At 37.9% G+C, this 25,186-nt stretch carries 23 protein-coding genes, 14 tRNA genes, 1 rRNA gene and 1 riboswitch; of the genes, 29 read left to right on the top strand and 9 right to left on the bottom strand.

Annotated elements, in window-relative coordinates; translation table 11 throughout:
* Position 1 precedes the first annotated feature (1 nt).
* The 15 genes from rrf (at position 2) to BMY13_RS17285 (ending at position 1,624) form a co-directional block, all read left to right on the top strand.
* Positions 2-117 (top strand): 5S ribosomal RNA (gene rrf / locus BMY13_RS17355).
* A 138-nt stretch (positions 118-255) separates the two neighbouring features.
* A tRNA-Asn gene (locus tag BMY13_RS17350) sits at positions 256-330 on the top strand.
* A gap of 1 nt (position 331) precedes the next feature.
* Positions 332-423 (top strand) — tRNA-Ser (locus BMY13_RS17345).
* Positions 424-434: 11 nt separating this feature from the next.
* A tRNA-Glu gene (locus BMY13_RS17340) sits at positions 435-509 on the top strand.
* 7 nt (positions 510-516) lie between these two features.
* Positions 517-592: transfer RNA gene (locus tag BMY13_RS17335), tRNA-Val, on the top strand.
* A gap of 37 nt (positions 593-629) precedes the next feature.
* A tRNA-Met gene (locus BMY13_RS17330) sits at positions 630-706 on the top strand.
* Between the two features lie 102 nt (positions 707-808).
* Positions 809-885 (top strand) — tRNA-Asp (locus tag BMY13_RS17325).
* A gap of 31 nt (positions 886-916) precedes the next feature.
* Positions 917-992 (top strand) — tRNA-Phe (locus BMY13_RS17320).
* Between the two features lie 21 nt (positions 993-1,013).
* Positions 1,014-1,098 (top strand) — tRNA-Tyr (locus BMY13_RS17315).
* Positions 1,099-1,116: 18 nt separating this feature from the next.
* Positions 1,117-1,190: transfer RNA gene (locus BMY13_RS17310), tRNA-Trp, on the top strand.
* 13 nt (positions 1,191-1,203) lie between these two features.
* Positions 1,204-1,279 (top strand) — tRNA-His (locus BMY13_RS17305).
* Between the two features lie 16 nt (positions 1,280-1,295).
* Positions 1,296-1,370 (top strand) — tRNA-Gln (locus BMY13_RS17300).
* 4 nt (positions 1,371-1,374) lie between these two features.
* Positions 1,375-1,449, top strand: a tRNA-Gly gene (locus tag BMY13_RS17295).
* Between the two features lie 12 nt (positions 1,450-1,461).
* Positions 1,462-1,535, top strand: a tRNA-Cys gene (locus BMY13_RS17290).
* 6 nt (positions 1,536-1,541) lie between these two features.
* A tRNA-Leu gene (locus tag BMY13_RS17285) sits at positions 1,542-1,624 on the top strand.
* A 269-nt stretch (positions 1,625-1,893) separates the two neighbouring features.
* On the opposite strand, the gene BMY13_RS17280 is transcribed toward BMY13_RS17285, so the two are convergent.
* Both BMY13_RS17280 and BMY13_RS17275 read right to left on the bottom strand, forming a co-directional pair.
* A complete protein-coding gene (locus BMY13_RS17280) occupies positions 1,894-2,334 on the bottom strand; it encodes a MarR family winged helix-turn-helix transcriptional regulator (protein ID WP_092506158.1) in 441 nt (146 codons plus the stop codon).
* Between the two features lie 20 nt (positions 2,335-2,354).
* Positions 2,355-2,831, bottom strand: a complete 477-nt coding sequence (locus BMY13_RS17275; protein ID WP_092506156.1) for a glutathione peroxidase — start codon at positions 2,829-2,831, stop codon at positions 2,355-2,357.
* A 441-nt stretch (positions 2,832-3,272) separates the two neighbouring features.
* On the opposite strand from BMY13_RS17275, the gene BMY13_RS17270 reads away from it, so the two are divergent.
* The 7 genes from BMY13_RS17270 (at position 3,273) to BMY13_RS17240 (ending at position 11,525) form a co-directional block, all read left to right on the top strand.
* Entirely contained in the window at positions 3,273-4,466 is a 1,194-nt protein-coding gene (locus BMY13_RS17270) for a DUF4317 domain-containing protein (RefSeq protein ID WP_092506154.1), read from the top strand.
* 273 nt (positions 4,467-4,739) lie between these two features.
* Positions 4,740-5,888, top strand: a complete 1,149-nt coding sequence (locus tag BMY13_RS17265; RefSeq protein WP_092493256.1) for an NAD-dependent epimerase/dehydratase family protein — start codon at positions 4,740-4,742, stop codon at positions 5,886-5,888.
* A 17-nt stretch (positions 5,889-5,905) separates the two neighbouring features.
* The gene (locus tag BMY13_RS17260; protein ID WP_092493257.1) at positions 5,906-7,042 is read left to right on the top strand and encodes a glycosyltransferase family 4 protein; all 1,137 of its coding nucleotides are present in this window, start codon (positions 5,906-5,908) and stop codon (positions 7,040-7,042) included.
* Positions 7,043-7,086: 44 nt separating this feature from the next.
* Entirely contained in the window at positions 7,087-7,530 is a 444-nt protein-coding gene (locus BMY13_RS17255) for a GtrA family protein (protein WP_092506152.1), read from the top strand.
* A 242-nt stretch (positions 7,531-7,772) separates the two neighbouring features.
* Positions 7,773-9,464, top strand: a complete 1,692-nt coding sequence (locus BMY13_RS17250) for a sensor domain-containing protein (RefSeq protein WP_092506150.1) — start codon at positions 7,773-7,775, stop codon at positions 9,462-9,464.
* A gap of 348 nt (positions 9,465-9,812) precedes the next feature.
* A complete protein-coding gene (locus BMY13_RS17245) occupies positions 9,813-10,766 on the top strand; it encodes a cation diffusion facilitator family transporter (protein ID WP_092493260.1) in 954 nt (317 codons plus the stop codon).
* Positions 10,767-10,871: 105 nt separating this feature from the next.
* Complete coding sequence (locus BMY13_RS17240; RefSeq protein WP_092506172.1) at positions 10,872-11,525, top strand: YczE/YyaS/YitT family protein; 654 nt, start codon at positions 10,872-10,874, stop codon at positions 11,523-11,525.
* A gap of 104 nt (positions 11,526-11,629) precedes the next feature.
* Here the strand turns inward: BMY13_RS17240 and BMY13_RS17235 are convergent, their stop codons facing one another.
* Positions 11,630-11,833 carry a hypothetical protein gene (locus tag BMY13_RS17235; RefSeq protein WP_092493261.1) on the bottom strand — a complete coding sequence of 68 codons (204 nt, stop codon included), beginning with the start codon at positions 11,831-11,833 and terminating at the stop codon, positions 11,630-11,632.
* Between the two features lie 293 nt (positions 11,834-12,126).
* Between BMY13_RS17235 and BMY13_RS17230 the strand changes: the two genes are divergently transcribed.
* The gene (locus tag BMY13_RS17230; RefSeq protein WP_092493262.1) at positions 12,127-13,587 is read left to right on the top strand and encodes a SulP family inorganic anion transporter; all 1,461 of its coding nucleotides are present in this window, start codon (positions 12,127-12,129) and stop codon (positions 13,585-13,587) included.
* A 40-nt stretch (positions 13,588-13,627) separates the two neighbouring features.
* Complete coding sequence (locus BMY13_RS17225; protein WP_092506148.1) at positions 13,628-14,044, top strand: universal stress protein; 417 nt, start codon at positions 13,628-13,630, stop codon at positions 14,042-14,044.
* 183 nt (positions 14,045-14,227) lie between these two features.
* Here the strand turns inward: BMY13_RS17225 and BMY13_RS17220 are convergent, their stop codons facing one another.
* Positions 14,228-15,340: an NAD(P)/FAD-dependent oxidoreductase gene (locus BMY13_RS17220; RefSeq protein ID WP_092506146.1), complete on the bottom strand. Its 1,113-nt coding sequence runs from the start codon at positions 15,338-15,340 to the stop codon at positions 14,228-14,230.
* 111 nt (positions 15,341-15,451) lie between these two features.
* On the opposite strand from BMY13_RS17220, the gene BMY13_RS17215 reads away from it, so the two are divergent.
* The 3 genes from BMY13_RS17215 to BMY13_RS17205 all read left to right on the top strand — a co-directional run bounded on the left by BMY13_RS17215 (position 15,452) and on the right by BMY13_RS17205 (position 17,604).
* Positions 15,452-15,958: a hypothetical protein gene (locus BMY13_RS17215; protein WP_092506144.1), complete on the top strand. Its 507-nt coding sequence runs from the start codon at positions 15,452-15,454 to the stop codon at positions 15,956-15,958.
* Positions 15,959-16,030: 72 nt separating this feature from the next.
* On the top strand, positions 16,031-16,594 hold the full coding sequence (locus tag BMY13_RS17210; RefSeq protein ID WP_245736144.1) for a hypothetical protein: 564 nt from the start codon (positions 16,031-16,033) through the stop codon (positions 16,592-16,594).
* A 77-nt stretch (positions 16,595-16,671) separates the two neighbouring features.
* Positions 16,672-17,604: a manganese-dependent inorganic pyrophosphatase gene (locus BMY13_RS17205; protein ID WP_092506142.1), complete on the top strand. Its 933-nt coding sequence runs from the start codon at positions 16,672-16,674 to the stop codon at positions 17,602-17,604.
* Positions 17,605-18,071: 467 nt separating this feature from the next.
* Here BMY13_RS17205 and BMY13_RS17200 read toward each other — a convergent pair whose 3' ends face one another.
* Genes BMY13_RS17200 through BMY13_RS17180 form a run of 5 tightly spaced genes read right to left on the bottom strand, consistent with a single transcriptional unit; the run spans position 18,072 to position 23,190 of the window.
* A complete protein-coding gene (locus BMY13_RS17200; protein WP_092493267.1) occupies positions 18,072-19,232 on the bottom strand; it encodes a YkvI family membrane protein in 1,161 nt (386 codons plus the stop codon).
* A 39-nt stretch (positions 19,233-19,271) separates the two neighbouring features.
* Positions 19,272-20,387: an o-succinylbenzoate synthase gene (gene menC, locus BMY13_RS17195; protein WP_092506140.1), complete on the bottom strand. Its 1,116-nt coding sequence runs from the start codon at positions 20,385-20,387 to the stop codon at positions 19,272-19,274.
* A gap of 28 nt (positions 20,388-20,415) precedes the next feature.
* The gene (locus BMY13_RS17190) at positions 20,416-21,201 is read right to left on the bottom strand and encodes a GNAT family N-acetyltransferase (protein WP_092493269.1); all 786 of its coding nucleotides are present in this window, start codon (positions 21,199-21,201) and stop codon (positions 20,416-20,418) included.
* Positions 21,191-22,330 carry a M20 peptidase aminoacylase family protein gene (locus tag BMY13_RS17185; RefSeq protein WP_092506138.1) on the bottom strand — a complete coding sequence of 380 codons (1,140 nt, stop codon included), beginning with the start codon at positions 22,328-22,330 and terminating at the stop codon, positions 21,191-21,193. The genes BMY13_RS17190 and BMY13_RS17185 overlap by 11 nt, the downstream gene beginning before the upstream one ends.
* Before the next feature lie 17 nt (positions 22,331-22,347).
* Entirely contained in the window at positions 22,348-23,190 is an 843-nt protein-coding gene (locus BMY13_RS17180) for a MurR/RpiR family transcriptional regulator (RefSeq protein WP_092506136.1), read from the bottom strand.
* 272 nt (positions 23,191-23,462) lie between these two features.
* Here BMY13_RS17180 and mscL point away from each other — a divergent pair, with 272 nt between their 5' ends.
* Both mscL and BMY13_RS17170 read left to right on the top strand, forming a co-directional pair.
* Positions 23,463-23,903 (top strand): large-conductance mechanosensitive channel protein MscL, encoded by a 441-nt coding sequence (gene mscL, locus BMY13_RS17175; protein ID WP_092506134.1) that lies wholly within the window; start codon positions 23,463-23,465, stop codon positions 23,901-23,903.
* Positions 23,904-23,950: 47 nt separating this feature from the next.
* Positions 23,951-24,061, top strand: a riboswitch (TPP riboswitch).
* 129 nt (positions 24,062-24,190) lie between these two features.
* On the top strand, positions 24,191-25,177 hold the full coding sequence (locus BMY13_RS17170) for an ABC transporter substrate-binding protein (RefSeq protein WP_092506132.1): 987 nt from the start codon (positions 24,191-24,193) through the stop codon (positions 25,175-25,177).
* Positions 25,178-25,186: the final 9 nt, after the last annotated feature.

Below are 25,186 nucleotides of genomic sequence, written 5' to 3'. Positions count from 1 at the left end.
GTCTGGTAGCATTAGCGGAGAGGACACACCTGTTTCCATGCCGAACACAGTAGTTAAGCTCTCCAGCGCCGATGGTAGTTGGGGCTTTGCCCCTGCAAGAGTAGGACGCCGCCAGGCAAATCCCATTCCATAGCAATTTGGCCAAAACATCTTTTAAAAACTTAAAGATGGGTCATTTAAGGAGTGAGGCTACTCCGGATAAGCATGCAATATGACAAACATTGTCTGAGCATCGATATCCTGTATTTGGATTATTCCACAGTAGCTCAGCGGTAGAGCAATCGGCTGTTAACCGATCGGTCGTAGGTTCGATTCCTACCTGTGGAGCCATGGAGAGCTGTCCGAGTGGCCGAAGGAGCACGATTGGAAATCGTGTAGGCCGTTATCGCGGCCTCGAGGGTTCGAATCCCTCGCTCTCCGCCATTTATATTTTTGGCCCGTTGGTCAAGCGGTTAAGACACCGCCCTTTCACGGCGGTAACACGGGTTCGAGTCCCGTACGGGTCACCACTAATATGGAGGATTAGCTCAGCTGGGAGAGCACCTGCCTTACAAGCAGGGGGTCGCAGGTTCGAGCCCTGCATCCTCCACCATTTTAGACGAAAGTTCAAAGTTAATACTATCTCATATCGCGGGGTGGAGCAGTCTGGTAGCTCGTTGGGCTCATAACCCAAAGGTCGCAAGTTCAAATCTTGCCCCCGCAACCAATGTTATTCAGATTACTACGTCGAATTTACTTCGTTGCTAATTGAAAGTAATAGTGTGCTTTGACTGCCAACAATTTAAGCATATCTGCATTTTACATATTTGGTCCGGTAGTTCAGTTGGTTAGAATGCCTGCCTGTCACGCAGGAGGTCGCGGGTTCGAGTCCCGTCCGGACCGCCATTTAAATCTATAGCAATAGCATATATATATTGGCTCTGTAGCTCAGTCGGTAGAGCAAAGGACTGAAAATCCTTGTGTCGGCGGTTCGATTCCGTCCGGAGCCACCATTTTTGCATTTACATTTATATGGAGGGGTAGCGAAGTGGCTAAACGCGGCGGACTGTAAATCCGCTCCCTCAGGGTTCGGGAGTTCGAATCTCTCCCCCTCCACCATATATTTTTTTAACAAGTAGGGGTATAGTTTAATGGTAAAACGAAGGTCTCCAAAACCTTTGATGTGGGTTCGATTCCTACTACCCCTGCCATTATTTTATTATGGCGGTCGTGGCGAAGTGGTTAACGCACCGGATTGTGGCTCCGGCATTCGTGGGTTCGATCCCCACCGGTCGCCCCATAAATTTCAATCTTATTGGGCTATAGCCAAGCGGTAAGGCATCGGGTTTTGATCCCGTGATTCCCAGGTTCGAATCCTGGTAGCCCAGCCATTATGCGGAAGTAGTTCAGTGGTAGAACACCACCTTGCCAAGGTGGGGGTCGCGGGTTCGAATCCCGTCTTCCGCTCCATTACTTCGTTTTGGCGGTATAGCCAAGTGGTAAGGCAGAGGTCTGCAAAACCTTTATCACCGGTTCAAATCCGGTTACCGCCTCCAACATATGCCGGTGTGGCGGAATTGGCAGACGCGCATGACTCAAAATCATGTTCCCTCTGGGAGTGTCGGTTCGAACCCGACCACCGGTATCTATAAGAAATATATAATTGAATTAAAAAATGATAGGAATACCTATAAATGTTGAAACACCAATGTTTGTAGGTGTTTTTTTGTTTTGGAATAAAGGGTAGAAAGGTATGTTTTGAAATTATTTTAAACAATTTTAACACAGTAGCATCTGTTACTAAGATTGTTGCCCAGGGTTTCTGAGTGTAAAAAAATTATAGGGGATCAGACTCTTCATTTGGACAGTTGTCCGCTGAATGATTTGATCCCCTATTTACACTTTCTTAAAGAACTATCGATTATTTCGGTTCATCAGTTTGTCATGAAGAACCTTTAACTGACTCATCAATTGTTCGTATTCATATAACTCGATATTGCATGTATTTACTTCGCTTGCAATGGATTGATTGATGGCATCTTTTTCTTCTATAGCTTTTGGCTGAACAAAAACATAAACTTTTCGCTCATCGCTATTGGTACGCTCTTTTTTAACCCAACCATTTGCTTCCATTCTTTTGATCAGGGGGGTTAATGTTCCAGTACCTAAATTTAAACGTTCACCCATTTCCTTGACTGTAGGCCCGTCTTTCTCCCATAGCGCTAATAAGACTAAGTATTGAGGATAGGTAATACCAAAGGGATGAAGTACTTTTGAATATAACTTAGTAAATTGACTACTTGTCTCATAAATTGCAAAACAAAGCTGATTATCTAGTGTTAAAAAATCCTCCAAATAACTCATCCCCTTTGAAATTATAATTGTTTCATAATATCTTTTTCTATTTTCCCTGGTTTTGTTGTAGGTGCATAGCGCTCAACTACGTGTCCATTTCGATCGATTAGGAATTTTGTGAAGTTCCATTTGATATCTTTTGAAAGGAGGCCACCTTTTTCTGATTTTAAGTACCTGTATAAAGTATCCTCATTTTCACCGTTAACATCAATCTTGCCAAACATTGGAAACGTTACTCCAAAATTTAGTTGGCAGAACTCCGTAGTTTCCTCAATATTATCAAATTCCTGGTTGTTAAATTGGCCGCATGGAAATCCTAATATCTCTAACCCCTGATCCTTATAATTGTCATACATTTCTTGAATCTCCTTAAATTGATTATTTAATCCACATTTACTAGCAGTATTCACAATAAGTAGAGGCTTTCCTTCTAATTCCTTTAAAGATTGCTCGGATCCATTTGTCTTCTTAACGGTGAAGTCATAAACTGTTGTCATCATGATTCCTCCTATTTTTAAATTAATCGTGTACGATTTAATCATCCACGATTAATATTCGAAACTCAATGATGTGTCTTTAAGGAGAGAAAGCATTTTATTCCAAGGCTCTTTTTGTTTAGCTTTGTGTCCTATTTTGATAAATTCGACGTAACTACATTTGATTATCACTTTGAACTGTCAAGAAAACGCGTTCACTCTCAACGTACGATTATAAGAGTGATAACAGATCCGAAAATAATTGTTTTTATTTATATAGGGAATTAGGGTAGGCATTATTATGGTTTAAGTAAATGAAGTGCTGAAGGGTGTATTAGACATCTGCATTTCTAGTAGTTAAGGGAGAAATGAGTAGGCGGAAACAAGTACATCTATGATAAAATGAAAGAATGTGTGCATAATGCTGCACATGCTGATAATGAACATAGGAGTGGAATAAGATTGAACAAACAAGACATAGCAAGTATTCGTAAACAATTCAAATTAAATAATGACTTATTAAAAATTAACGAAATCTTTAATGTGTATATAATGAAAGAGTCTAGTGAAATATATCATCATCAAAGTTTATCATTTGAACTATTGGAAGATGAACAGAAAGAGTTGTTTATGGATAACTTTAAAAAAGTACTATCAGGCCAGTTGGATGAAAAATTATTCGAATTAAAGTTCCAGCGCGATGTGGAAAATAACAGTCAGCTAATTCTTCACCAGGGTTTATTAAGTAATGATACAGAGGAATGGAAGGGTCAAATGCTTCATATTGTAGAAAAAATGCTGAAGGATAAGCAATATGAAATGGATATTGTCGTAACCTTTATTCGAGGAGAATATATGAAACCGATGAAGAACATGAGCGACGAGTCAGAAGAAAGTGAACGTGATACGGTATATTCCCATCCTTTTATTTTATGCAGTATGAATAAAACGCAAGATCCAAAAAAGGAATTACTGTTTGACTATGTCGAAAAGGAGTTTAAGTATAATATTGTCTTAGATCCGATTATCAATCTGAAGGCTCCAATATCAGGATTCCTATTCCCTTCAATTACGGATAATGCTGCTGATGTTAACCACGTGCTGTATTCGGCAGGGAAGAAAAATGAACTTAATTATCATTTCATCGAGGAAGTTTTAAATGCGGAAGAAAAAATGACTGCTGCACAGGATAAAATTGTTTTTGAGGAAATTGTAAAAAATGTAGCTGGTGATCAAAAAATCAACACTTCCACACTTTCAAATGTATACGATGAGATTCATCGTGTCGTGGAAGAGAATGAAGAGGAAGAGATACCGAAATTAGACTACAAAGATGTCGAAAAAGTTTTGAAAAGCAGTGGGATAGAAGATGTTAATTCGGATAAAGTAGAAACTGCTTTTAAAACTGTGACTGATGATGAATCATATGAGTTTAAAGCGAATAACATTGTACCTAAATATAATTCAAAGTCTATTAAAATAGAGACGAAACTAGCTAATATCTCCATCAGTCCACAAGACTTAAGATATGTACGTCAAGTTCATTTCAGCGGAAAGCGTTTCTTAATGATGGAAGTGGAGGAAAACACGGTGATTGAAGGCTTTGAAATGATTCCGGAAGCTTTATTTGAAAAAGCAAAAGATAATACAGAGTGACTTCTGGAAAAGAGATAATAATGATCTTTAAATTTGACTTTTATTTTGTATTTTACTCCTGAAAATAGGAAACCTATTACGGAAATAATATTTTTTGCAGTTTTTCCAAGGCAACTATTATCACATCATTTGTAATAATACTCATAACATGATAATTTTTAAAAGGATAGATATGCTTGCGAAAACTGTTTTGGTATGATTATTCTATCGTTACCTGAATATAGAAGTAGGAGCATACAACATACGAATACTTTAAAAAGAGGAGAAAATCTTATGAAAATTATAGTAGCTGGAGGAGATGGCTTTTGTGGCTGGCCGACCGCCTTGTATTTATCAAAACAGGGGCATGATGTAGCCATTATTGATAATATGGTCAGAAGAAAGTGGGATAATGAACTGCACTCGAACTCCATTACTCCTATTGCAACACTTGAAGAACGAGTAGCAAAATGGAAAGAGCTTACCGGCAAAGAAATTCGGGTATATGATGGAGACTTGACGCATTATGATTTTTTACGTGAAGTTTTAAAAAAGGAGCAGCCTGATGCGTTTGCTCATTTTGCTGAACAGCGGTCTGCACCATATTCTATGATCGATAGGGAACATGCTGTGTTTACGCAAAACAATAATGTAACAGGAACGTTAAACGTATTGTATGGTATAAAAGAAATTGTTCCTGATTGCCATTTAATTAAATTGGGTACAATGGGTGAATATGGTACACCTAATATTGAAATAGAAGAAGGGTATATCGAGATAGAACATAAAGGAAGAAAAGATGTTCTTCCTTTCCCGAAACAGCCAGGTTCTTTTTATCACCTGTCGAAGGTTCATGACAGCCATAATATAACGTTCGCATGTAAAATTTGGGGAATAAGAGCAACTGATTTAAACCAGGGAGTTGTTTATGGATTAGATACAGATGAAACGCAAATGGATCCAGTTTTATCTAACCGCCTGGACTATGATGGGGTATTTGGTACTGCATTGAATCGTTTCATTATCCAGTCAACTATTGGCCATGATATTACAGTTTACGGAAAAGGCGGACAAACACGTGGCTTTTTAAACATTAAGGATACCGTACGCTGTATAGAGATCGCAGCGAATAATCCAGCTGATCGAGGAGAGTTCCGAGTGTTTAACCAATTTACAGAGGAGTTTTCTGTATTGGATCTGGCTAATAAAGTTGAGAAGGTTGCACAAGAAGAAGGCTTTGAAACAACAATTGCGCATCTTGACAACCCAAGAGTTGAATTGGAAGAGCATTTCTTCCATGCAGAAAATACAAAGCTTCGAGACCTTGGTTTGGAACCTAATTTACTGACTGATGATGTAATTCGTGGAATTCTTAAAACAGTAGTAAATCATAAAGAACGAGTAATTAAAGAAAACGTACTGCCACAAGTATCCTGGAAATAAACAAGGAAGTGTCACCTATGAAAATTGCTATCGTAACTGAAACTTTTCTGCCATCAACTGATGGAGTTGTTACCAGATTAAAAGCATGTATTCGCTACTTCTTAAAAGAAGGACATGATGTTAGAGTAATAGCACCAGATCTTGGTGTTTATGAATTTGAAGGAGCAAAAATAGATGGGGTGCCAGCGCGGACCCTTCCTTTTTATCGCTCCAAAAAATTTGCCCTTCCTAATCGAAAAGTTAGTGGTCTGTTGAAAGAATACGATCCTGATATTGTTCATGTGGTAAATCCGGCTATTCTTGGTTTATCTGGTGTATACTACTCTAAAAAGCTTGGATATCCAATGATTGCTTCTTATCACACAAATGTAGCGCAATATTTGGATTACTATAAAGTCTCTCTTTTCAAGGGATTAGTATGGTGGTACTTTCGAAAGCTGCATAATAAGGCGGAGTTAAATCTCTGTACTTCAAATACAGTTAAGGAAGAGTTAGTAGGACACGGATTTCAAAATGTACATGTCTGGAAGCGTGGTGTAGATACGGAGTTGTTTCATCCTAATAAGTATGACAATGAAATGCGGGACAGACTATCAAATGGCCATCCTGAGAAAAAGCTGTTATTGTATGTTGGCAGACTTGCTCCAGAGAAAGAAATAGAGAAAATAAAGTCAGTACTGAAAGCATCTGATGAATTTGTCCTTGCTATTGTAGGGGATGGTCCGCATAGGCGCGAGTTGGAAAAACATTTCGCTGGTACTAGTACAGTATTTACTGGTTTATTACATGGTGATGAACTTGCTAAGGCTTATGCTTCATCAGATGTCTTTGTATTTCCATCGACTACTGAAACGCTTGGTCTCGTAATTACGGAAGCAATGGCTTCTGGGCTGCCACTTGTAGCAGCTGAAAGTGGACCAACTTGTGAACAAATAGAAAATAATCATACCGGCTTGCTGTACAACCCTGATAAGCAAGATGATTTCACAACAACATTGCTTAAGTTTGAAGATGAAACATTAAGAAAGCGGTTGGCAAAAGCAGCTCATAAAGAAATTTCAGAAATGGGTTGGGAGGCTCAATCCAAACAAGTGCTTGATTACTATGAAGAAATAGTCAGTGTAGTTGAAGAAAAGAGTAATAAAGCAAACTGACATATAAATCTCCAATTCTTAAACCGCTTAAATAGAGGAGTCCCATGACACAGAACAAAAAAAATAAAGGCCCATTTCAATTTCTGCAGTTTAGTGTAATTGGGGTTTCGAATGCAGGGATTGATATTGGGACACTAAACTTATTGCTATTATTATTCCACACAGATGAAAGAGGCTTGCTTCTGCTTTTTAATACCATCGCCTACACACTAGCTGTAGCTAATAGCTATTTTTGGAATGCTAGCTTTACATTTCAACACTCAGCTAAAGGCAGTAATCGACAGCGAATTCTTTTCATTGTGCAAGGCATAGTGAGCTTAGGTGTTAATAACCTTGTGTTTATTGCATCCAATACCCTACTGGAAAGTTTCGGTGTCCCTAATTGGCTGCGATACAATGTTGCCAAGGGTCTGGCTATGCTCCTTTCATTTATTGCAAGCTTTTTTATGATTAAATATTTTGTGTTTAAGAAATCGAAAAAGAACTGAGCTACTAGAAATAGAGGCTCAGTTCTTTTTTGATTTCGTTTAATATATAGAAAATATAAATATCGATAAAATACAATCCACTAATTTCAGAATTTATGGGTGAAAATAATAAAAAATGTTAAAAAATAGTATAAAAGGACTAGAAAAATTTTATATAGAGTATATAATGAAATTAACATAATTAATTTAAATAATTAAATTTTACATAATAGTAATAATTCTGTGGAAAGGAGGAGATTAATATGAGCTATGATAAATCCTTATTTTTCAATAATGTTTTGATGAACGGAATTAAAGAGATGGTTTTTATTATTGCGATAGACAATAATCGTGATTTTTGTTATGAATTTCTTAATCACGCGGCAATTAAACAAACGATTCTTACGGATAAGGTTATTGGACGAACAATTCAGGATGTTTATCCCCAAAAGACAGCGAATTTTTTGATAGAGAAGTATACAACAGCTATCGAATTAAAAGATGGATTATCATACGAAGATTTTTACGAGGCGCCATCAGGTATTAAATATTCAGAAACGACATTGACTCCTTTATGCGATAATGATGGTATTTGCACACATATTGTTGCTCTGGTAAAGGATATTACCCGGCGAAGGATGACTGAGTTTGAAATTCAAAAGTCGAAAAACGATTTGTACCGCAATAAGCAAAAATATCGATCCCTTTATGATTATAATTTAGATGCTATATTTTCCCTCAGTCTTACAGGAAACATCCAAAATGGTAATAGTGCAGTAGAATCAGTTTTTGGCTACAATGCCAAAGAAATGAAGAACTCTCCTTTCACTGAATTATTTGCTTCAAAAGATAAAGATTTAGCTAGTAAAAATTTTCGTAATGTAATAAAAGGAATTCCACAGGAACATCAGTTGACTATACTTAATAAATCAAATGAAATGGTAGAGGTTATTGTTAAGCTTACTCCTATCATTATAAATGATGATATAGTTGGCATATATGGCATTTTTAAAGATATTAATGAACAAATACAACTGGGCAGAAAGTATAAAGAAAGCGAAGATCAATTTCGAATAATTACAGAGAACTCGAATGATTTAATAACAATGATTGATAATCAAGGTGAAATTGTATACGTCTCGCCTTCTTACAAAGAAGTCTTGGACTATGAAGAAAATGAATATATTAACAAACCTTTTTTGCATAATGTACACACAGATGATCGGGGACGATTGCAGGAATCGTTTATAGAATCAATTCGGAATAAAACAACGTGGAAGGAACAATTTAGACAGAAACATGGAGATGGTGATTACATCTGGTCGGAATTACTTGGCTCTCCTGTTTATGATGATGAAAATCAGTTTACACATATGGTAGTGGTATCAAGAAATATTACACTCCGAAAAGATTATGAACAGCAGTTACAGCATATGGCATATCATGATCCATTAACCGGATTGCCGAATCGCCGTTATTTTGTCAAACAATTAACAGAGCATATAGAGAGAATAAAAGATACTGATCAGCGACTGGCGTTAATTATGATGGATCTTGATAAATTTAAATTGATTAATGATAAAATGGGGCACAGTATTGGAGATCAGGTAATTCAGGAATTTGGATTGAGGATTAGTAAGGTAATTCGTGATGAGGATTTACTTGCACGCTTAGGTGGAGACGAATTCACTTTATTGGTACCTAATATCACTTCCACTAATGATGTTCTTGAAATAGCTAATCGAATTATCAACATAATGAACGAGCCTTGGTGTGTTGAAAAATATGATTTTGGGATAACAACAAGCCTAGGTATTGTTGTTTCATCATCGAAAGCTCCTGAAAATGCCAGTGAGATGCTAAAGTATGCGGATAAAGAGCTTTATGAAGCAAAAAAGGCAGGAAGAAATGACTATAGATTATATGATTTCATGCAGAATTCACTTGTGAACTAGAAAAGAAGCTTAACCAATACACTGGTTAAGCTTTTTTGTGGCCAAGTCTTTAATGAGGAGGCTGTGCCCATGCCCATGGATAATAAGACACTGCAAAAGCGCTAGCTTGAGCAGATGTCGCATTGGCACCCGGAGCGGTGAAAGCGAAGTATTCTGCCGGAACGAATCTAGGCACTCAATATCATCAGAACGAGACAATAGCACAAAAGAAAATCTCATTACGTTGCAGTTTATAGAAATAACGACAAATTGCTAGAGAACAGCAATAGTTTAGACGATGAAAATAATGTATAGAATTACTATATAATAAGCAACATAGATAATGATAAACATTCAGGAGGAACGAATATGGGATTTATGGAGCGTATGAAAAAAGGAAATACATCCTCTGGTCTGGCAGCTTTAGGTAATGCATTTTTAGCTCTAATAAAAGGTGTGGCTGCTTTTTTTAGTGGAAATGGTGCTATGTTTGCTACAACAATGCATTCACTGGCGGATTCCGTTAACCAGGGATTTGTTTTTTTTGGTAGTGTTCTTGCGGAATCACCTCCATCCGATCGATTTCCGACTGGGTTTGGAAGGGTAATCAATATATTTTGTATGGTTGCCGTCATTGTTGTTTCGGTATTGGCGTACGAAACACTAAAAGAAGGATGGCATCTTTTCCAACATCCGAAAGGGTCAGGAAACTTGTGGTTAAATATAGGAGTTCTAATAGCATCTCTTGTAATTGATGGTGCTATTTTAATTAAAGCTATGAAGGAAATTATTAAGGAATCTAAAGGAGAACAATCTGGCTGGTTAATAACTTCTGCATTTAAAAGTGCTGGAAAGGCATCTCCTGCTACACGTTTAGTGTTTTATGAGGACCTAGTTGCAACTTCTGGTGCAGTGTTTGCCATGATTGGTGTTTTACTATCACAGGTTTTTGGATTACTTACAGCTGATGGAATCTTTACAATGCTTATTGGAATATTAATGCTGTTTGTTGCGTTTCGTGTAGGATATGACAACATGGTAGGCTTAATTGGCGTATCAGCTCCTGCCGATGTAGAAAATAAACTTACTGATGTATTACTAGACGACGAAGCTGTTGTGGATATCTATAAGATAAGAACTATACAGGAAGGGCGCACATATCATGTCGAGGGCACTGTGGAACTCAAAAAAGGATTTTCACTAGCTGAAGCCGACGACATTAAATTTAGCCTAAGTGATAAACTGTTACGTCTGCCAGAAGTTGCTGATGTGGTGTTAGGTATAATTGAAGATAATGGTGAAAAAGACCAGAAGACAAGATAAGGACGCTATCATCTGATCCGATGAGGGTAGTTTTTTTGGTGACAATCTTGTATAATTCTTGAATATACAAGAAAGTATGGATAAGACATCAAAGAAAGAAGGGTGATTGCACTGGCTGCTATTCGATGGTCCTTTTTCGTCGTGGGGCTTATTTTTTTTAGCTTTGGGATTTCTGTAACAATCAATGTACAACACTTAGGTATTCACCCGTGGGATGTATTAAATGTTGGCCTCTTTGAAATATTTGGTTTTACGATTGGTACATGGAATATTGTATGTGGTATTACGTTAATTATAGTGTCCTGGATTTTGGATAAAAGTTATATAAAATTAGGTACATTTCTAAATGCATTTCTCGTTGGCATGTTTGTGGATCTCTTTTTATGGCTTGATTTTTTACCTGAAGCAAGTCATTCTTGGACAGATGCTATTTTAATGGGGATAGGGATTGTGGTAATGGGATTCGGAGGCGGTTTGTATAATGCTGCCAGGGTTGGATCAGGGCCACGTGATGGATTTATGTTATCTATTTCAGATAAATTAGGCGCGCCTATTGGAAGGGTTCGCATTATAACGGAGAGCTCAGTGCTGGTTTTAGGGTTAATATTGGGCGGACCTGTATTTATATTTACATTTATATTCACATTTATACAGAGCCCAATTTTTCAATTCACATTTCTGCGCTTTGAGAAACTTATCAATCAAATCCAAGCAAAGCACCACGAAAAGCACCTTACTTCTTCAAGAGCAAGTGGCTAAACAACTCTCAAGTCCCTAATCATGATTTCGATTCTCATTGTATCCTGACTACTTATAATTAGTGGATAAAATTAGAAAACTTGGCATTCGCCAAGCCTTAACTGCTAAAAAAGCCCGGAAGTGAATTTTAATTCACTTTTGGGCTTAAATATTTTTTCGGTTGAAAATGTATCTAAATGAATTTCCTGTTGGGATGTATCTTGGTCTATATCAAATTTAACAATAACATCTTTCAGAAAGAACCAGCCAAAAATTAATATGATTAGTGTTAAAGCAACAATAATTATAACAACAATCTTACTACTCACAGCAGTTTACCCCCTAATTATACTTAGTGTTAGATTAGCAAAACCAAATCCTGCTGTAAATAGTTGTGAGTCAAAAGTCATGCTTTAGTCAAAAATTGGTTCTTATGAAAATAGTGAAAGATATATTCCCTAGTAAAATAGTGAAACTAAGCGGAAATCAGAGCAATATTTCAATGTTTACGCTTTCTTGGCGTTTTGCCATTTACTGTTTCTATGGTATGATTCGTAGGTTGAAATCGGATTAAGCTTTATAGAGAGCTTAGCAACACTATACTATAGAAAGAGGTAAAAAATTGAGAATAGAACAGATAAAGCAAAAATGGTTTGGCAATGTTAAAGGCGATGTTTTGGCTGGAATGGTTGTCGCAATGGCGCTAATTCCAGAAGCAATTGCCTTTTCAATTATTGCAGGGGTAGACCCAATGGTGGGTCTTTATGCATCTTTTTGTATTGCTGTTGTAATTGCATTTGTCGGCGGCAGGCCTGGAATGATCTCAGCAGCTACAGGTGCAATGGCACTTCTAATGGTTAATCTAGTTGCTGACTATGGGTTACAATACTTACTAGCTGCTACGATTCTAACAGGAGTTATTCAGGTATTAGTAGGTGTATTCAAATTATCCAGTGTTATGAAATTCGTACCACGTTCGGTGATGGTTGGATTTGTAAATGCACTGGCAATATTAATTTTCACAGCTCAGCTGCAGCATTTTGTAGATGAGTCTTGGATCATGTATGCCCTTGTAGGGTTAACGCTTGTAATTATTTATCTTTTACCACGATTTACAAAAGCAGTACCATCAACACTAGTGGCAATTATCGCTATTACAGCATTCGTAATTTATGGTGATATCGGTGTGCGTACAGTTGGAGACATGGGTGCATTAACACAGCAATTGCCAGTGTTTTTAATCCCATCTATTCCGTTGACGTGGGAAACATTCATGATTATTCTCCCGTACTCAGCTGCGTTAGCAATTGTAGGGTTATTGGAATCACTGCTTACAGCTAATATTGTTGATGATATGACTGATACAGAAAGCAATAAAAATAAAGAAACACGCGGGCAAGGGTTTGCTAATGTTGTGACTGGCTTCTTTGGTGGTATGGCTGGCTGTGCGATGATTGGGCAGTCTGTTATCAATGTAAAATCAGGTGGAAATGGTCGTCTGTCTTCTCTGGTTGCAGGTGTATTTCTTATGTTTTTAATTATTGTGCTAGGTGGAGTGGTTGTTCAAATCCCAATGGCAGCATTAGTTGGAGTTATGTTTATGGTGGCGATTGGAACATTTGACTGGTCATCGATACGGACTCTGCATAAGCTTCCTAAATCAGATGCTGCCGTTATGGTAACCACTGTTGTCATTGTTGTCGTCACACATGATCTTTCAAAGGGTGTTCTTGCAGGTGTATTACTGAGTGCAATATTCTTTGCAGCAAAAATATCCAAAACAAAAGTAACAAAGGAACTTACACTAAATGGCGAGAAGAAAATTTATCACGTCCATGGGCAATTATTCTTTGCGTCGGTAACTGACTTTCCAAAGAAGTTTAATTTTACAGATACAGTTAAGGAAGTTGAAATTGACTTAACACATGCACATCTATGGGATGATTCAGCTATCGGTGCTCTTGACAAAATAGAAATGAAATTTGAACAGAATGATATAGAAGTCTACTACAGTGGATTGAATGAGGATAGTCAGCATTTGAAAAATCGCATGGGTGGACTTTCAAAAGCATCAGGACATTAAGGTTCCAAAATGTTAAGATGAGATTAAAGAGGTGAGGCTTGTGTTTAAAAAAATAATGTTGGCGACTGATGGTTCAGAACACTCAGCACGATCTGCAAAGTATGCTATTGAACTTGCCGAAAAATTCGATGGCAAAATTGAAATTGTTTATGCTGTTGATGGACAAACATCAAAATCTGATGTTTTGCATCATGCTAATAAATTCGAAGTTGATAAAAAGCGCAAGGAAAAGATAAAAGCTGTAAAGAACTTATTAGAATCATCAGGTGTAGAATACGAGACAAATATTTTACATGGTGAAGCAGGACCGACAATCGTAGAGCATGCAAATGAAAACGAATTTGACTGTGTTGTTATTGGAAGCAGGGGTCTTAATAACTTGCAAACTCTGATTCTAGGAAGTGTCAGTCACAAAGTTGCTAAACGCGCTGATTGTCCAGTACTAATAGTTAAATAGAAATTACAAGAGGCTGTCCCCAAAGTTGAGGGACAGCCTTTATTAATTGCATAGGAAACTATAAAATTTAAGTGCTGTGGATTACTCGACTTCCGAATCAGCCGCGTCTAGCTCCGACGTACAGGACATCTAGTGCCGGTGACGCCACAGGACGAAGCGTTCTCACCGGCCAACACTTAGTGCTTAGAGAATTAACCGCGTCATATCATAGTTGGCTAAATCGATTTCCAACTCTTTTTCTAAAGCAATATCTGCCAGTTGCTTTCCTACATAAGGCCCTATCGTAAGACCTGATGAACCGAGCCCATTTGCCAGCAATAAACCATTGTATCCAGGCAGATTGCCAATCACTGGAACAGATTCCGGTGTCATCGGTCGAAAACCGACACGTGTTTCAAGTATACTTGCATTTTCAAGCTCTGGTGCTATTTTAATCGCGTTCGAAAGTATATGATGAATCCCCCCTGCGGTCACACGGTTATCAAACCCAACGTTGTTCTCATGGGTCGAACCAACAATTACCCGGTCACCAAATGTAAGCATATATTGGTTAAATGGAGGTTTTACAACAGGCCAACTAGCTGGTGAAATTCCAGGGAGCTTTAAATGTATGATTTGTGCTCTCTGAGGCCTAATATCAAAGTGCATACCTAGAGGTTGAAGCAGTTGGCTCGTCCATGCACCAGTTGCTGCTATTACTTTATCAGCCTCAAAATTCTCACCGTTAACGGAGACACCTGTAATTTGTGTTCCTTCTACTAGCAGACGTGCATCACCGTTAATTACCTTTGCGCCATGTTTTTTAGCTCCCCTTATGAGCGCATTTCGTAATGCACGTCCATCTACCCGAGCTGCTCCACTGACATGAAGTGCTGTATATTCATCAGACACCAGTGGGAACATTTCTTTTGTTTGTTTTGAGTTAAGCTGTGTAATTTCACCGATTTCCGGGGCGTCTTCACGTCGTTTATATGCATGTTCCTTCATAGCAATTAGTTTCTCTTCATCAGTATGGAGATTGATTGCGCCCACTCGTGCATAGCCTGTATTTGGTTCTCCATCTTCAGCTAATTCTTGAATCAAGTCCTGGTAAATACGTGCTCCGCCTTTTGCAAGCTTATACCAAGCCTGATTTCGACGTTTCGAAAGCCATGGGGCTACAATGCCTGCAGCAGCATCTGTAGCTTGACCGGTGTCCTGGCCATCAATAATCACAACTTTAGCACCAGACTTGGAAAGCTGGTATGCTGTAGATGCACCAAGTATTCCTGCGCCTATTACAATAAACTTCTTCATAGAAAAATCCTTTCATATCATCTTCATACACTATAGGAATAATTACTGAAAAAATAAAGGAAAATGATTGTTCATAAAAGAATTAATAGGAAGAAAGGAGTTAGAATACATATGAATGAGAACATTGTAGCAAAAATATTATTTATTATTGGAATCGCGCAAATGTCAATTGGTTTAATAGTGGGTCTGATTTTGGGAAATGCTGATTATTATGGTGTTATGAATTGGTCAATCTTCTTTACATGGGCAGTTGGTGGTTTTGTAAGTGGTATGCTGTTCTTAGGTTTTTCTGAAATAATTAAATTACTCCATATGATTAATGAAAAAACACCATCTTTAAAGAACGAAGTATTCCATAGCATGAAAACGTTAGAAGGCGGTTCATCTGTATCTTGGACCATAGAAGAATTAGATAAGGAAAGAATTAAAGAAAAGTATATAGATGAAGCTATTTCTGAAATTGTTCCATCACCAAAAGAAGGTTTTTGTCTTGTCAAATTCAAAGGCGGTTCTGGGTATTATGTGAAAGTAGTAAATGTCGATGGATTTAGTATAGAAGAAGTTCACGATTCTGAAACAAAATATGCCATTATAGCGTGGTATAATAAGTTGGATTAAACAGAATGCAAGAAAATGTATAGGCGTTTTGATAAACTCGAGTATAGCATGAAAATAGTGAGGAGTGTCTTTTTGGCTAAAGAAAACCATGGTTCAAAGATGGGTTGGTTCGGCTGGACGATTTTAAGCGTTATTTTAGTTACAATTATCGGGTCTTTTTTATTCTTTTTTAATATATTTAACTTAGATATTAAGTCAATATTCAGCAGCGAAAAAAATGCAGATGGAAATGAAGAGCCTGTATCTGAGGAAACAATGGAAAAGGTTGAGGAAGTTCAGAAGACGGTTGGAAAAGACCACACAGATATTGGAAAGTTTGTTGCTGAAATGCATGATTTTTATAATGAAACAACAGGATATGGACGTATAGCTTCACTTGATTGGGAAGAGCAAAAGGATCAAGCTAATAACATACTAAGTACATTGGATGAGAAACTTTCAAATGTAAAGGATGATGCGCTGAGGGCTGACATAGAGCGAATAAAGGGATTGGCCAAAAGAGCAATTAATGAACAGGAAACAGAACATGTGAGAAACCTGCATCGTATGTTCCATGACTTGGATATTGCGTTGAACAACTATAATGGGTATGATACTATTTGGAAAGTTACCGAAACATTGAAAACTGCAAATTAGTGTCCATAATCTAATTAATTATGGTAATCTAATAGGTGGAGAAATAAAGATTACAAAGTTTTAAAGGAGAAATGAACATGGACAAGACACTAATTTTTGGTCATAAAAATCCGGATACTGATACTATTTGCTCTGCATTAGCATATGCAGATTTGAAAAATAAGCTTGGGTTTGATGCAGAACCCGCAAGACTTGGTTCTGTCAGCAAAGAAACGCAATTTGCGCTCGATTATTTTTCAGTTGACGCACCTCAGTTTATTGAAAAAGTAGACGAGGATGTAAAAAATGTTATTTTAGTTGATCATAATGAATTTCAGCAAAGTGTGGAAAACATTAAGGATGTGCGCATCACTGAAGTAATTGATCATCATCGTATTTCAAATTTTGAAACGAAAGAACCGTTATATTTCCGTGCTGAGCCAGTTGGCTGTACAGCAACGATTTTGAGTAAAATGTACAAAGAAAATGGTGTAGCTGTGACCAAAGATATCGCTGGGTTATTACTTTCAGCAATTATTTCTGATTCATTATTATTAAAATCACCAACATGTACAAAAGTAGATGTCGAAGCAGCTTATGAATTAGCCGAAATCGCGGGTGTAAATCTGGAAACATACGGTTTTGAAATGCTTCAAGCTGGTGCAGATTTGAGTGACAAGTCAGTACTTGACCTTATCACGATGGATGCTAAGGAATTTTCCATGGGTGATGCAAAGGTTGAAATAGCTCAAGTAAACGCAATCGATACGAAGAAGATCTATCAATTCCAAACAGATTTGGAAACAGAGATCGCCCAGATTATAAAGGATAAAAACCTTGATTTATTCTTATTCGTTGTTACAGATATTTTAAACAACGACTCAGAAGTGCTTGCATTAGGTGAAGCGAAAGATAATGTCAATAAAGCGTTTAATGTAACGTTGGATGACAATAACCGCGCATTGCTTAAAGGCGTTGTATCACGTAAAAAACAAATCGTAACCAATTTGACTGAAGAATTTACAAAATAGCGTGATCAAGGAGGCCCTCCAGTTTTTGACTGGGAGGTCTTTTTTTCCGGTCGATATCCAAGCTAACAAGTTGATAAAACCACATTCCAGTTGATAACTGTCCCAGCGGGTTGATAAAACAGTGCTTCGGTCGATATCCAAGCTAACAAGTTGATAAAACCACACTCCGGTTGATAACTGTCTTAACGGGTTGATAAAACCATATTTCGGTTGATATCCATGCTAACAAGTTGATAAAGACACATTCCGGTTGATAGCTGTCTTAACGGGTTGATAAAACCATATTTCGGTCGATATCCATGCTAACAAGTTGATAAAGACACATTCCGGTTGATAACTGTCTTAACAAGTTGATAAAACCACACTCCAGTTGATATCCACGCCTTTTAAGATGATATCCGCCCCCCTCCGACCTAGTCAAAAAAACCCCACACGGTCCAAAAACCATGCGGGGTTCTCCTCAATTTCTATCCATTACTGCTGTTTGCTTCATCAACAGCAACTTCTTCATCTTTTTTAAAGAATATCTTGTATACACCTATTGTTAACAGCGGGATGGCAAATACTGCAATCATCGCATATGCCATTGCTGTATAGCCTGTTGAAATTAAGTCGATGATTCCTACCTGTGATAGAATCATAGCTAAGATTAGTGTACCAACTGCGATTAAGCCTCTTTGTGAGGAAGTAAGCGACTTGTTAGCGTGTTCTTCCATTTGTGCCTCCATACGGTCAACAAACGCATGAATCATTCCAGAAGATGTTTCAACTAATGTCCAGCCGACAACAATACCGAATATCACAATAACAATCGTAGGGAAATCCTGCAGCATGACAAGCCATGGTACGGAAGCTCCGAATACCTCTTCTGAAGGATAGAATCCCATAAGACTGAAGTATGTTAAGAACCACGGGAAGGTCATAAGCACGCCGGCTATAATACCAGAAATTACAGATTCCTTTCGTGATTTCTGGCGTTCAATGGTAAATAACGCTGCCGGAAATACAGCCAAGTTATAGCCAACATACAATATGCCGGTCCACAACACAGCAAATATTGATACTTCTCCAGGCATATAACTCGTATCTCCAGAAGACAATACTGCCATGGCGTCATCCCATGTAGTTCCAATAACAAGAGCAGCAAAAACCAGGTAGCCAATCATTAATGCTAATGTACCGAATGTTTTAAAGCGTTCAATAAGTCCTTTTCCATAAAAGTTCAACACACCCACAATAACTGTTATCAGGATGACACCAACCCAGTAATTTAGTCCAAGCGTGTTGTTCAGAATTTCTCCGGTTGCTGAAGCCATGATGGCAATGATTAAGATTGCAAGCAACAAGTATACAATATCAAATAAAAACCAGAATGGTCCGATAAGTTCTTTTAATAATTTGCGATATTCGAATGCCTTGTATTTACGTGCAAATTCGAACATCAGGACAGCCATAACTATAAAACCAAATAAGATACCGATACCGCCAAGCCATCCTAGCGCTCCAAATTTAGCGCCATATTGAACAATCTCTCTTCCTGTTGCAAACCCACCCCCGATCAATACAGATTGAATAATGATTGCTGGTAGCAAATACCTTCCAAATGCTCCCTCAAACAAATTCTTCATCTAAAAACCCCTCCAAATTTATATTTATCAAACAGGAAATCACAAATGGAATACTTCTTCTTCGACTGTGAAATTTTCTAATGCTTGCTCATCAATTTCATAGCCGATACCAGGCCGGTCTGGGACTGAAATGACACCATTTTCTACCACAACTTCGGGCTTTATAATGTCTTTTTTCCAATAAAGAGCGGAAGCGGCTGTATCCCCTGGTAAAACAAATTGTGGCAGGGTAGTTAGTGCGATATTATGCGCTCGGCCAATTCCAGCCTCCAGCATCCCGCCACACCAGACATCAATGCCGTTCTGTTTGCATACATCATGAATACGTTTCGCTTCCGAAAGCCCACCGACTCTGCCAATTTTAATGTTAATGATTTTACAGCTTTGTAGCTGAATTGCTTTTTGTGTGTCTTCAAGTGAATGAATACTTTCATCCAAGCAAATTGGCGTGTGCATAGCTGCCTGTAGCTTCGAATGGTCAACAATGTCATCATGTGCTAATGGCTGTTCAATCATTAGTAAATCCAGTTCGTCTAACTTTTGCAGATGATCTATATCTTTCAGTGTATATGCTGAATTAGCATCCGCCATGATTGGTACAGTTGGAAAATGTGACTTAACTTCACGAAGAACTTCATAATCCCAACCTGGCTTAATTTTGATTTTGATGCGTTTATATCCTTCTTTCACATAGTAATTAATCGTTTGTAACAGTTTCTCTACACTTGGCTGGATACCAATGCTGATTCCGACGTCAATTTCTTTCTTGGTTCCACCAAGCGCTTCATATAGAGGTATATTTAGGCGTTTGGCATAAAGGTCCCAGATTGCACCTTCTAGTGCTGACTTCGCCATGTTATTCCCTCTGATCGGTTTAAAAACTTCCAACAGATCATCTGGATGACTGATTTTGTTTTCTTGTATTAGTTTTATTAAAAAATCCTTAATCATATGCTGGGTTGTTTGAACTGTTTCTTCGTTATACCACGGGCTTGTAAAAGCAACAGATTCACCAAAACCACGATTTCCTTCTTCATCAATAGCTTCAGTAACAAAGAATTCTTTTTCCTGTATTGTTCCAAAACTTGTCGTAAAAGGATTATTTAACATCATTCTGAGTCGTCGAAGTTTAAATTGTTTGATAGGGATTGTCATGTTAGTGGCCTCCAGTGTTTGTTAATAGCTATTTTTTGGTAAAGTAATAGTAACTGTGCTTTTTGGAATGATTGCGTATAAAATTATTTGCTATAAAACCGTTATTAAATAATAACTGGAATGCTTCTCTCGTTTTTTGCCGCCATTCCTTTGCAAGATTAATATCCTTTTTCTTAATAGATTGGAAATTATCAGGTACGGCAACAAACCAGCCATCATTTATTGGGTTAAAAATATCCAAGTTAGCTTTCGGTACCCCATTCTCGGTTACATCAATCATCAGTTTATTTTCATCAAATGTAATTTTTGGGGCGGGTGTAGCCATATATATGTCCCATTCGATTTGAATTCGGTCTGTAGGTAACCCTTCATTCAGTTCATCATTCATGGAACCATAGTGATCTTTTTTGTAAAAGGCTCCAGTTGCTCCAAGTTTATGCAAATTTAGATATGCATTCAAACTTTCAAGTGGATCAAACGTCCATGTAATCATGGAGTAGCCCAATTCCTGTGCAACTTCAGCCTGCTTTAATTTCATTCGTTCACCAAGACCATCCTTACGATAACCAGGCAATATCCCAAGCATGTGGGAACATAAATAGGCTTGACTGCCATCAAATCCTGCAAAGCTGTATAAAAAGCCAACCATTTCTTGTCCATCAAATGCACCTAGAATAACACCACCATGATTTAATGCTGTATAAGTTTGATGCACCGGGTTCGGAGACATTTGCCATACTGCTTCTTCCACTTCCTGCATCTTATGTAGTTCTTTCATACTTGACAGCCGGTGGATTTCTACCTTACTGTTCATCCTGATGGCTCCTTTCAGCAGTTTTGACTAAGGCATTGGTTAAAATCTCAACAGCTTCGGGAATTATTGCATGATTAAATGTCATGTTTGGATGGTGGAGACCTGGTTGTAAATCACATCCTATTGCAAGCATCGTTGCTTTTAAGTGTGGTTTTTTAATTGTATAAAAATGAAAATCATCGCCGCCAGTTGTTGTAATCATCGGTTGCAGTTTATCGACACCAACGCTATCTTTTATAGCATCTTCCATAATCGAAGTAGCTTCCTGATTAATGACTGATGCAGCAATATTTGCGCCTATTTTCAACTCAATGGAAATGTTATGGTAATCGGCAAGCATTGCTGTAATTCGTTTAACGTTTATCATCAGTTCATCCATAACCGCATTGGTTTGCGCACGTAGATCCACTGAAAATGTTGCATTGCCGGGAATAATGTTTTTACTATCACCACCAGCCTGAAAAGCTGTCATCTTAACGGAATGGGGAATCATCGGATTTATGTCGATATTTTTCAGATGCTGGATAAGCTCGGCACCAACATGAATAGCATTTGTATTTAAATGTGGTCTGGCACCATGTGCATCTTCACCTTGAATGACTCCATCAATAAAACAAGCTGCTCCGTGGCGGATAGCTGGTGCAAACTGATTATGTCCTAATTCTTCTATTGGTCGTAAATGCATTCCATATAAATAATCAACATCATCAACAATCCCTTTATCAACTAAGGATAATGCGCCTGTCCCTTTTTCTTCTGAAGGCTGAAAAATAAACCGGAATGTTCCTTTATCAGGGTAGCCATCCTCAAGAAGCGTTAACAGTGAGCCGATGGCAATTGTCATATGTGCATCGTGTCCGCACGAATGATTTGCCTGAAATTCACCGTTCACCTCTTGCGATAAGGCATCAATATCAGCTCGCATAGCAACTACTGGTGATCCTTGGCCAATTTCGATAACAAGACCTGGTGAATCATCCAGTGTCGTTATTTTACAGTCATAGTTTTTAAAAAGCTGTCTGATGTATGATGTAGTGTCATGCTCATTCCAGCTTATTTCTGGATGTTCATGTAAATGGGAGAAGATTGTTTTAAGCTGTGGGGTTATCTTTTCAATAGTTGGTTTCATGGATATGCTCCTCTAAACTATTTTGCAAAAAATTTACTTGCTTCTATTCCATCAAATCGTGCTGCACGCTGCTGAAACATCTCCGGTGCTCTTAAAGTTATTGTTGCAATAATACTGTTCATCAGGGAAAACACGGCAGGTACCAAATCAAGTGTCGATAGTTCCTCCAATTGAATCGCTAATGTTATATCTGAATACTCGGTGATGGGCGAATAAGGATTATCTGTAAAAGCAATAATTGTCGCCCCTTGTTTTTTGGCCAATTCAGCCAGTCTTATCGTGTTAATTCCATACCTATGAAATGAAAAAGCAACAAACACACTATTTTCATGTAATTCACTTAGTTGTACCAAAATATCATCATCAGGAGTATGATGCCGTACATTGCCGACCACAAGATTTAGGGCATAGGCAAACCAGCTTGCTAAAGCGTAAGATGAGCGCACACCTGCAATGTAGATATTTTCAGCAGATAACAGCTTCGTAACGGTTTGGTCTAAGTCCGTTTCCGAAATTTGCTCGATTACTGTCTGAATTGTACGTATATCATTGAACATTAGATTTTTAACAGTATTATTTTCTGAATGGTTGGATACCTTTCTGTTTCGAAAATCAGACAGACTGCTCTTTTCAAAAATGCGCTGCTGGTATGTCTGCTGTAAAGATTTATATCCATCATATCCAAGCGTGCGTGCAAAACGTATAATAGTAGTTTCGCTAACACCGATTTTTCTGCCTGCTTCCTGAGCTGAATTCATTGCGAAAATAGATGGATCACTATAAATGTACGATGCTATTTTTTTAAAGCTTTTTGAAAAGCTCGCTTGATGTTCCTTAATTTTCTTGTACAGACTTTCCATGTAAATTCTCCGTGTAGTTTGTCATCTGTTATAATAAAGGAATTACTTTTTCTTTCAATATAGAAAAAGTAATTCCTTTATTATAGGTAACATACCATATTAATTGAATTTACTCAATATGTAATCTTGGGAATTATTAAAAAATTTAGTATGAATAAAATTATTGGCCAGTAGATGACTATGAAGGTAATTAATTATAACTGATAAAAGTGCTAAACATCCGTTGTCATACATAAAAATTAGAACAAGCCTAACCAAAAGGGTGAGTACTTTTGTGGTCAGATTTTAAAGCATTCGCATTAAAAGGAAACGTCCTGGACTTGGCTGTTGCTGTTATTATCGGAACAGCCTTTGGAAAAATAGTAACGTCACTTGTTGAAAATATTATGATGCCACTAGCAGGGATCTTAGTAAGTGGTGTTGACTTCACAAATTTAAAGTATACGGTCAGAAAAGCAGATGTATTGTATGGCGAGTTTATCCAGTCGGTTTTTGACTTCATCGTTATTGCGGTATCCATCTTTATTTTTATTCGCATCATAGCAAAGGTTAGAGGTGAAAAAAATTCGGAAAAAGAATCGAAGCCTGATGAAAAAGTTGAATTGCTCAAAGAGATACGTGACCTTTTGAAAAAAGAGGATAAGCTAATGCCTAAACAGAAAAAGAAAATTAATATTAATATTTCATCACAGTCGAAGAATGATAAAACTTGAAAAATACATGAAGCTGTGGCATAGTGAATTTGATAGATTAATTGAATAATAAGTTGTAGGGGGACCAGTGTATGCTGGTTGAGATTGCATCCGATAGATGCTGACCCTTGGAACCTGATTTGGTTGAGACCAGCGTAGGGAACAAAGTAAAACAATAGTAATATTGTTCGAATGCGCTCAGGGACTAACCTGGCGTTATTTTTTTGTGCTTTTAAGGAAAATTCCTTTCGTTTCCAATGCCAATCATACTTCCAGAAGTGAACAAAAAAGAGAAAGGGAGATGGAAAATGAAAAAATGGTTGTTCGTAGTATTAATAGCCGTTTTACTAACAGCATGTAATAACGATGCAGGAGAAACTGACGATAAAAGTCAGGAGACAGAACAAGCTAAAGTAGTGCTCGATTGGACCCCCAATACGAATCACACAGGGCTATATGTTGCCCAGGAAAAAGGATATTTTGCTGATGAAGGGTTAGATGTAGAAATTATAATGCCAGGTGAGGCTGGAGCAGATCAGCTTGTAGCATCAGGCAAGGCCGACTTCGGTGTCAGTGCGCAGGAAGCTGTTACAGAGGCACGTATTCAGGATATTCCGATCGTATCGATTGCAGCGGTTATCCAGCATAATACATCCGGGTTCGCATCACCAAAAGACAAAAAAATTACTTCACCAAAAGACTTTGAAGGAAAAACATACGGCGGGTGGGGAGCACCGGTTGAAAAAGCGGTTCTCTCATCACTTATGAAGCAGGAAAATGGCGATGTCGAGAAAGTGGATATTGTCAATATGGGCAATACAGATTTCTTCACAGCGGTGAAGCGGGATATTGATTTTGCCTGGATTTACTATGGTTGGACTGGTGTCGAAGCAGAAATGCGCGGTGAGGAACTAAATATGATTTATTTAACCGATTACTCCAAAAAGCTTGATTACTATACGCCTGTACTCACAACGAACGAAAAAATGATTGCTGACAATCCGGAAAAAGTTGAGAAATTTTTAGCCGCGGTTTCAAAAGGGTATAACTTTGCAATAGATAATCCAAGTGAAGCAGCAGAAATCCTCAGCGGGGCTGTTCCAGATCTTGACCCGGAACTTGTTAAGAAAAGTCAGGAATGGTTATCACCGAAATATCAGGATGACGCAGCACAGTGGGGAGTTCAGAAGCAAGAAGTTTGGGAGAATTATTCCAGTTGGATGTATGATAACGGACTTCTTGAAGAAGAATTGAAAGCTGAAGATGCATTTACCAACGAATTTTTGCCAGAATAGGAGTGGAAA

The sequence above is a fragment of the Virgibacillus subterraneus genome (assembly GCF_900110695.1).
Taxonomy (GTDB): Bacteria; Bacillota; Bacilli; order Bacillales; family Amphibacillaceae; genus Lentibacillus; species Lentibacillus subterraneus.
Note: the sequence above shows the minus strand (reverse complement) of the source record. Positions and strands in the feature narration are given on the sequence as shown.

Bases quoted from the DNA above. Each gene is read 5' to 3' on its own strand.
- BMY13_RS17205 (WP_092506142.1), top strand. From the start codon at position 16,672: ATGGACAAGACACTAATTTTTGGTCATAAAAATCCGGATACTGATACT.
- BMY13_RS17265 (WP_092493256.1), top strand. From the start codon at position 4,740: ATGAAAATTATAGTAGCTGGAGGAGATGGCTTTTGTGGCTGGCCGACC.
- BMY13_RS17190 (WP_092493269.1), bottom strand. From the start codon at position 21,201: ATGAACAGTAAGGTAGAAATCCACCGGCTGTCAAGTATGAAAGAACTA.
- BMY13_RS17170 (WP_092506132.1), top strand. From the start codon at position 24,191: ATGAAAAAATGGTTGTTCGTAGTATTAATAGCCGTTTTACTAACAGCA.
- BMY13_RS17180 (WP_092506136.1), bottom strand. From the start codon at position 23,190: ATGGAAAGTCTGTACAAGAAAATTAAGGAACATCAAGCGAGCTTTTCA.
- BMY13_RS17275 (WP_092506156.1), bottom strand. From the start codon at position 2,831: ATGACAACAGTTTATGACTTCACCGTTAAGAAGACAAATGGATCCGAG.
- BMY13_RS17255 (WP_092506152.1), top strand. From the start codon at position 7,087: ATGACACAGAACAAAAAAAATAAAGGCCCATTTCAATTTCTGCAGTTT.
- menC (WP_092506140.1), bottom strand. From the start codon at position 20,387: ATGACAATCCCTATCAAACAATTTAAACTTCGACGACTCAGAATGATG.
- BMY13_RS17220 (WP_092506146.1), bottom strand. From the start codon at position 15,340: ATGAAGAAGTTTATTGTAATAGGCGCAGGAATACTTGGTGCATCTACA.
- BMY13_RS17215 (WP_092506144.1), top strand. From the start codon at position 15,452: ATGAATGAGAACATTGTAGCAAAAATATTATTTATTATTGGAATCGCG.
- BMY13_RS17245 (WP_092493260.1), top strand. From the start codon at position 9,813: ATGGGATTTATGGAGCGTATGAAAAAAGGAAATACATCCTCTGGTCTG.
- BMY13_RS17250 (WP_092506150.1), top strand. From the start codon at position 7,773: ATGAGCTATGATAAATCCTTATTTTTCAATAATGTTTTGATGAACGGA.
- BMY13_RS17260 (WP_092493257.1), top strand. From the start codon at position 5,906: ATGAAAATTGCTATCGTAACTGAAACTTTTCTGCCATCAACTGATGGA.
- BMY13_RS17200 (WP_092493267.1), bottom strand. From the start codon at position 19,232: ATGAAGAATTTGTTTGAGGGAGCATTTGGAAGGTATTTGCTACCAGCA.
- BMY13_RS17185 (WP_092506138.1), bottom strand. From the start codon at position 22,330: ATGAAACCAACTATTGAAAAGATAACCCCACAGCTTAAAACAATCTTC.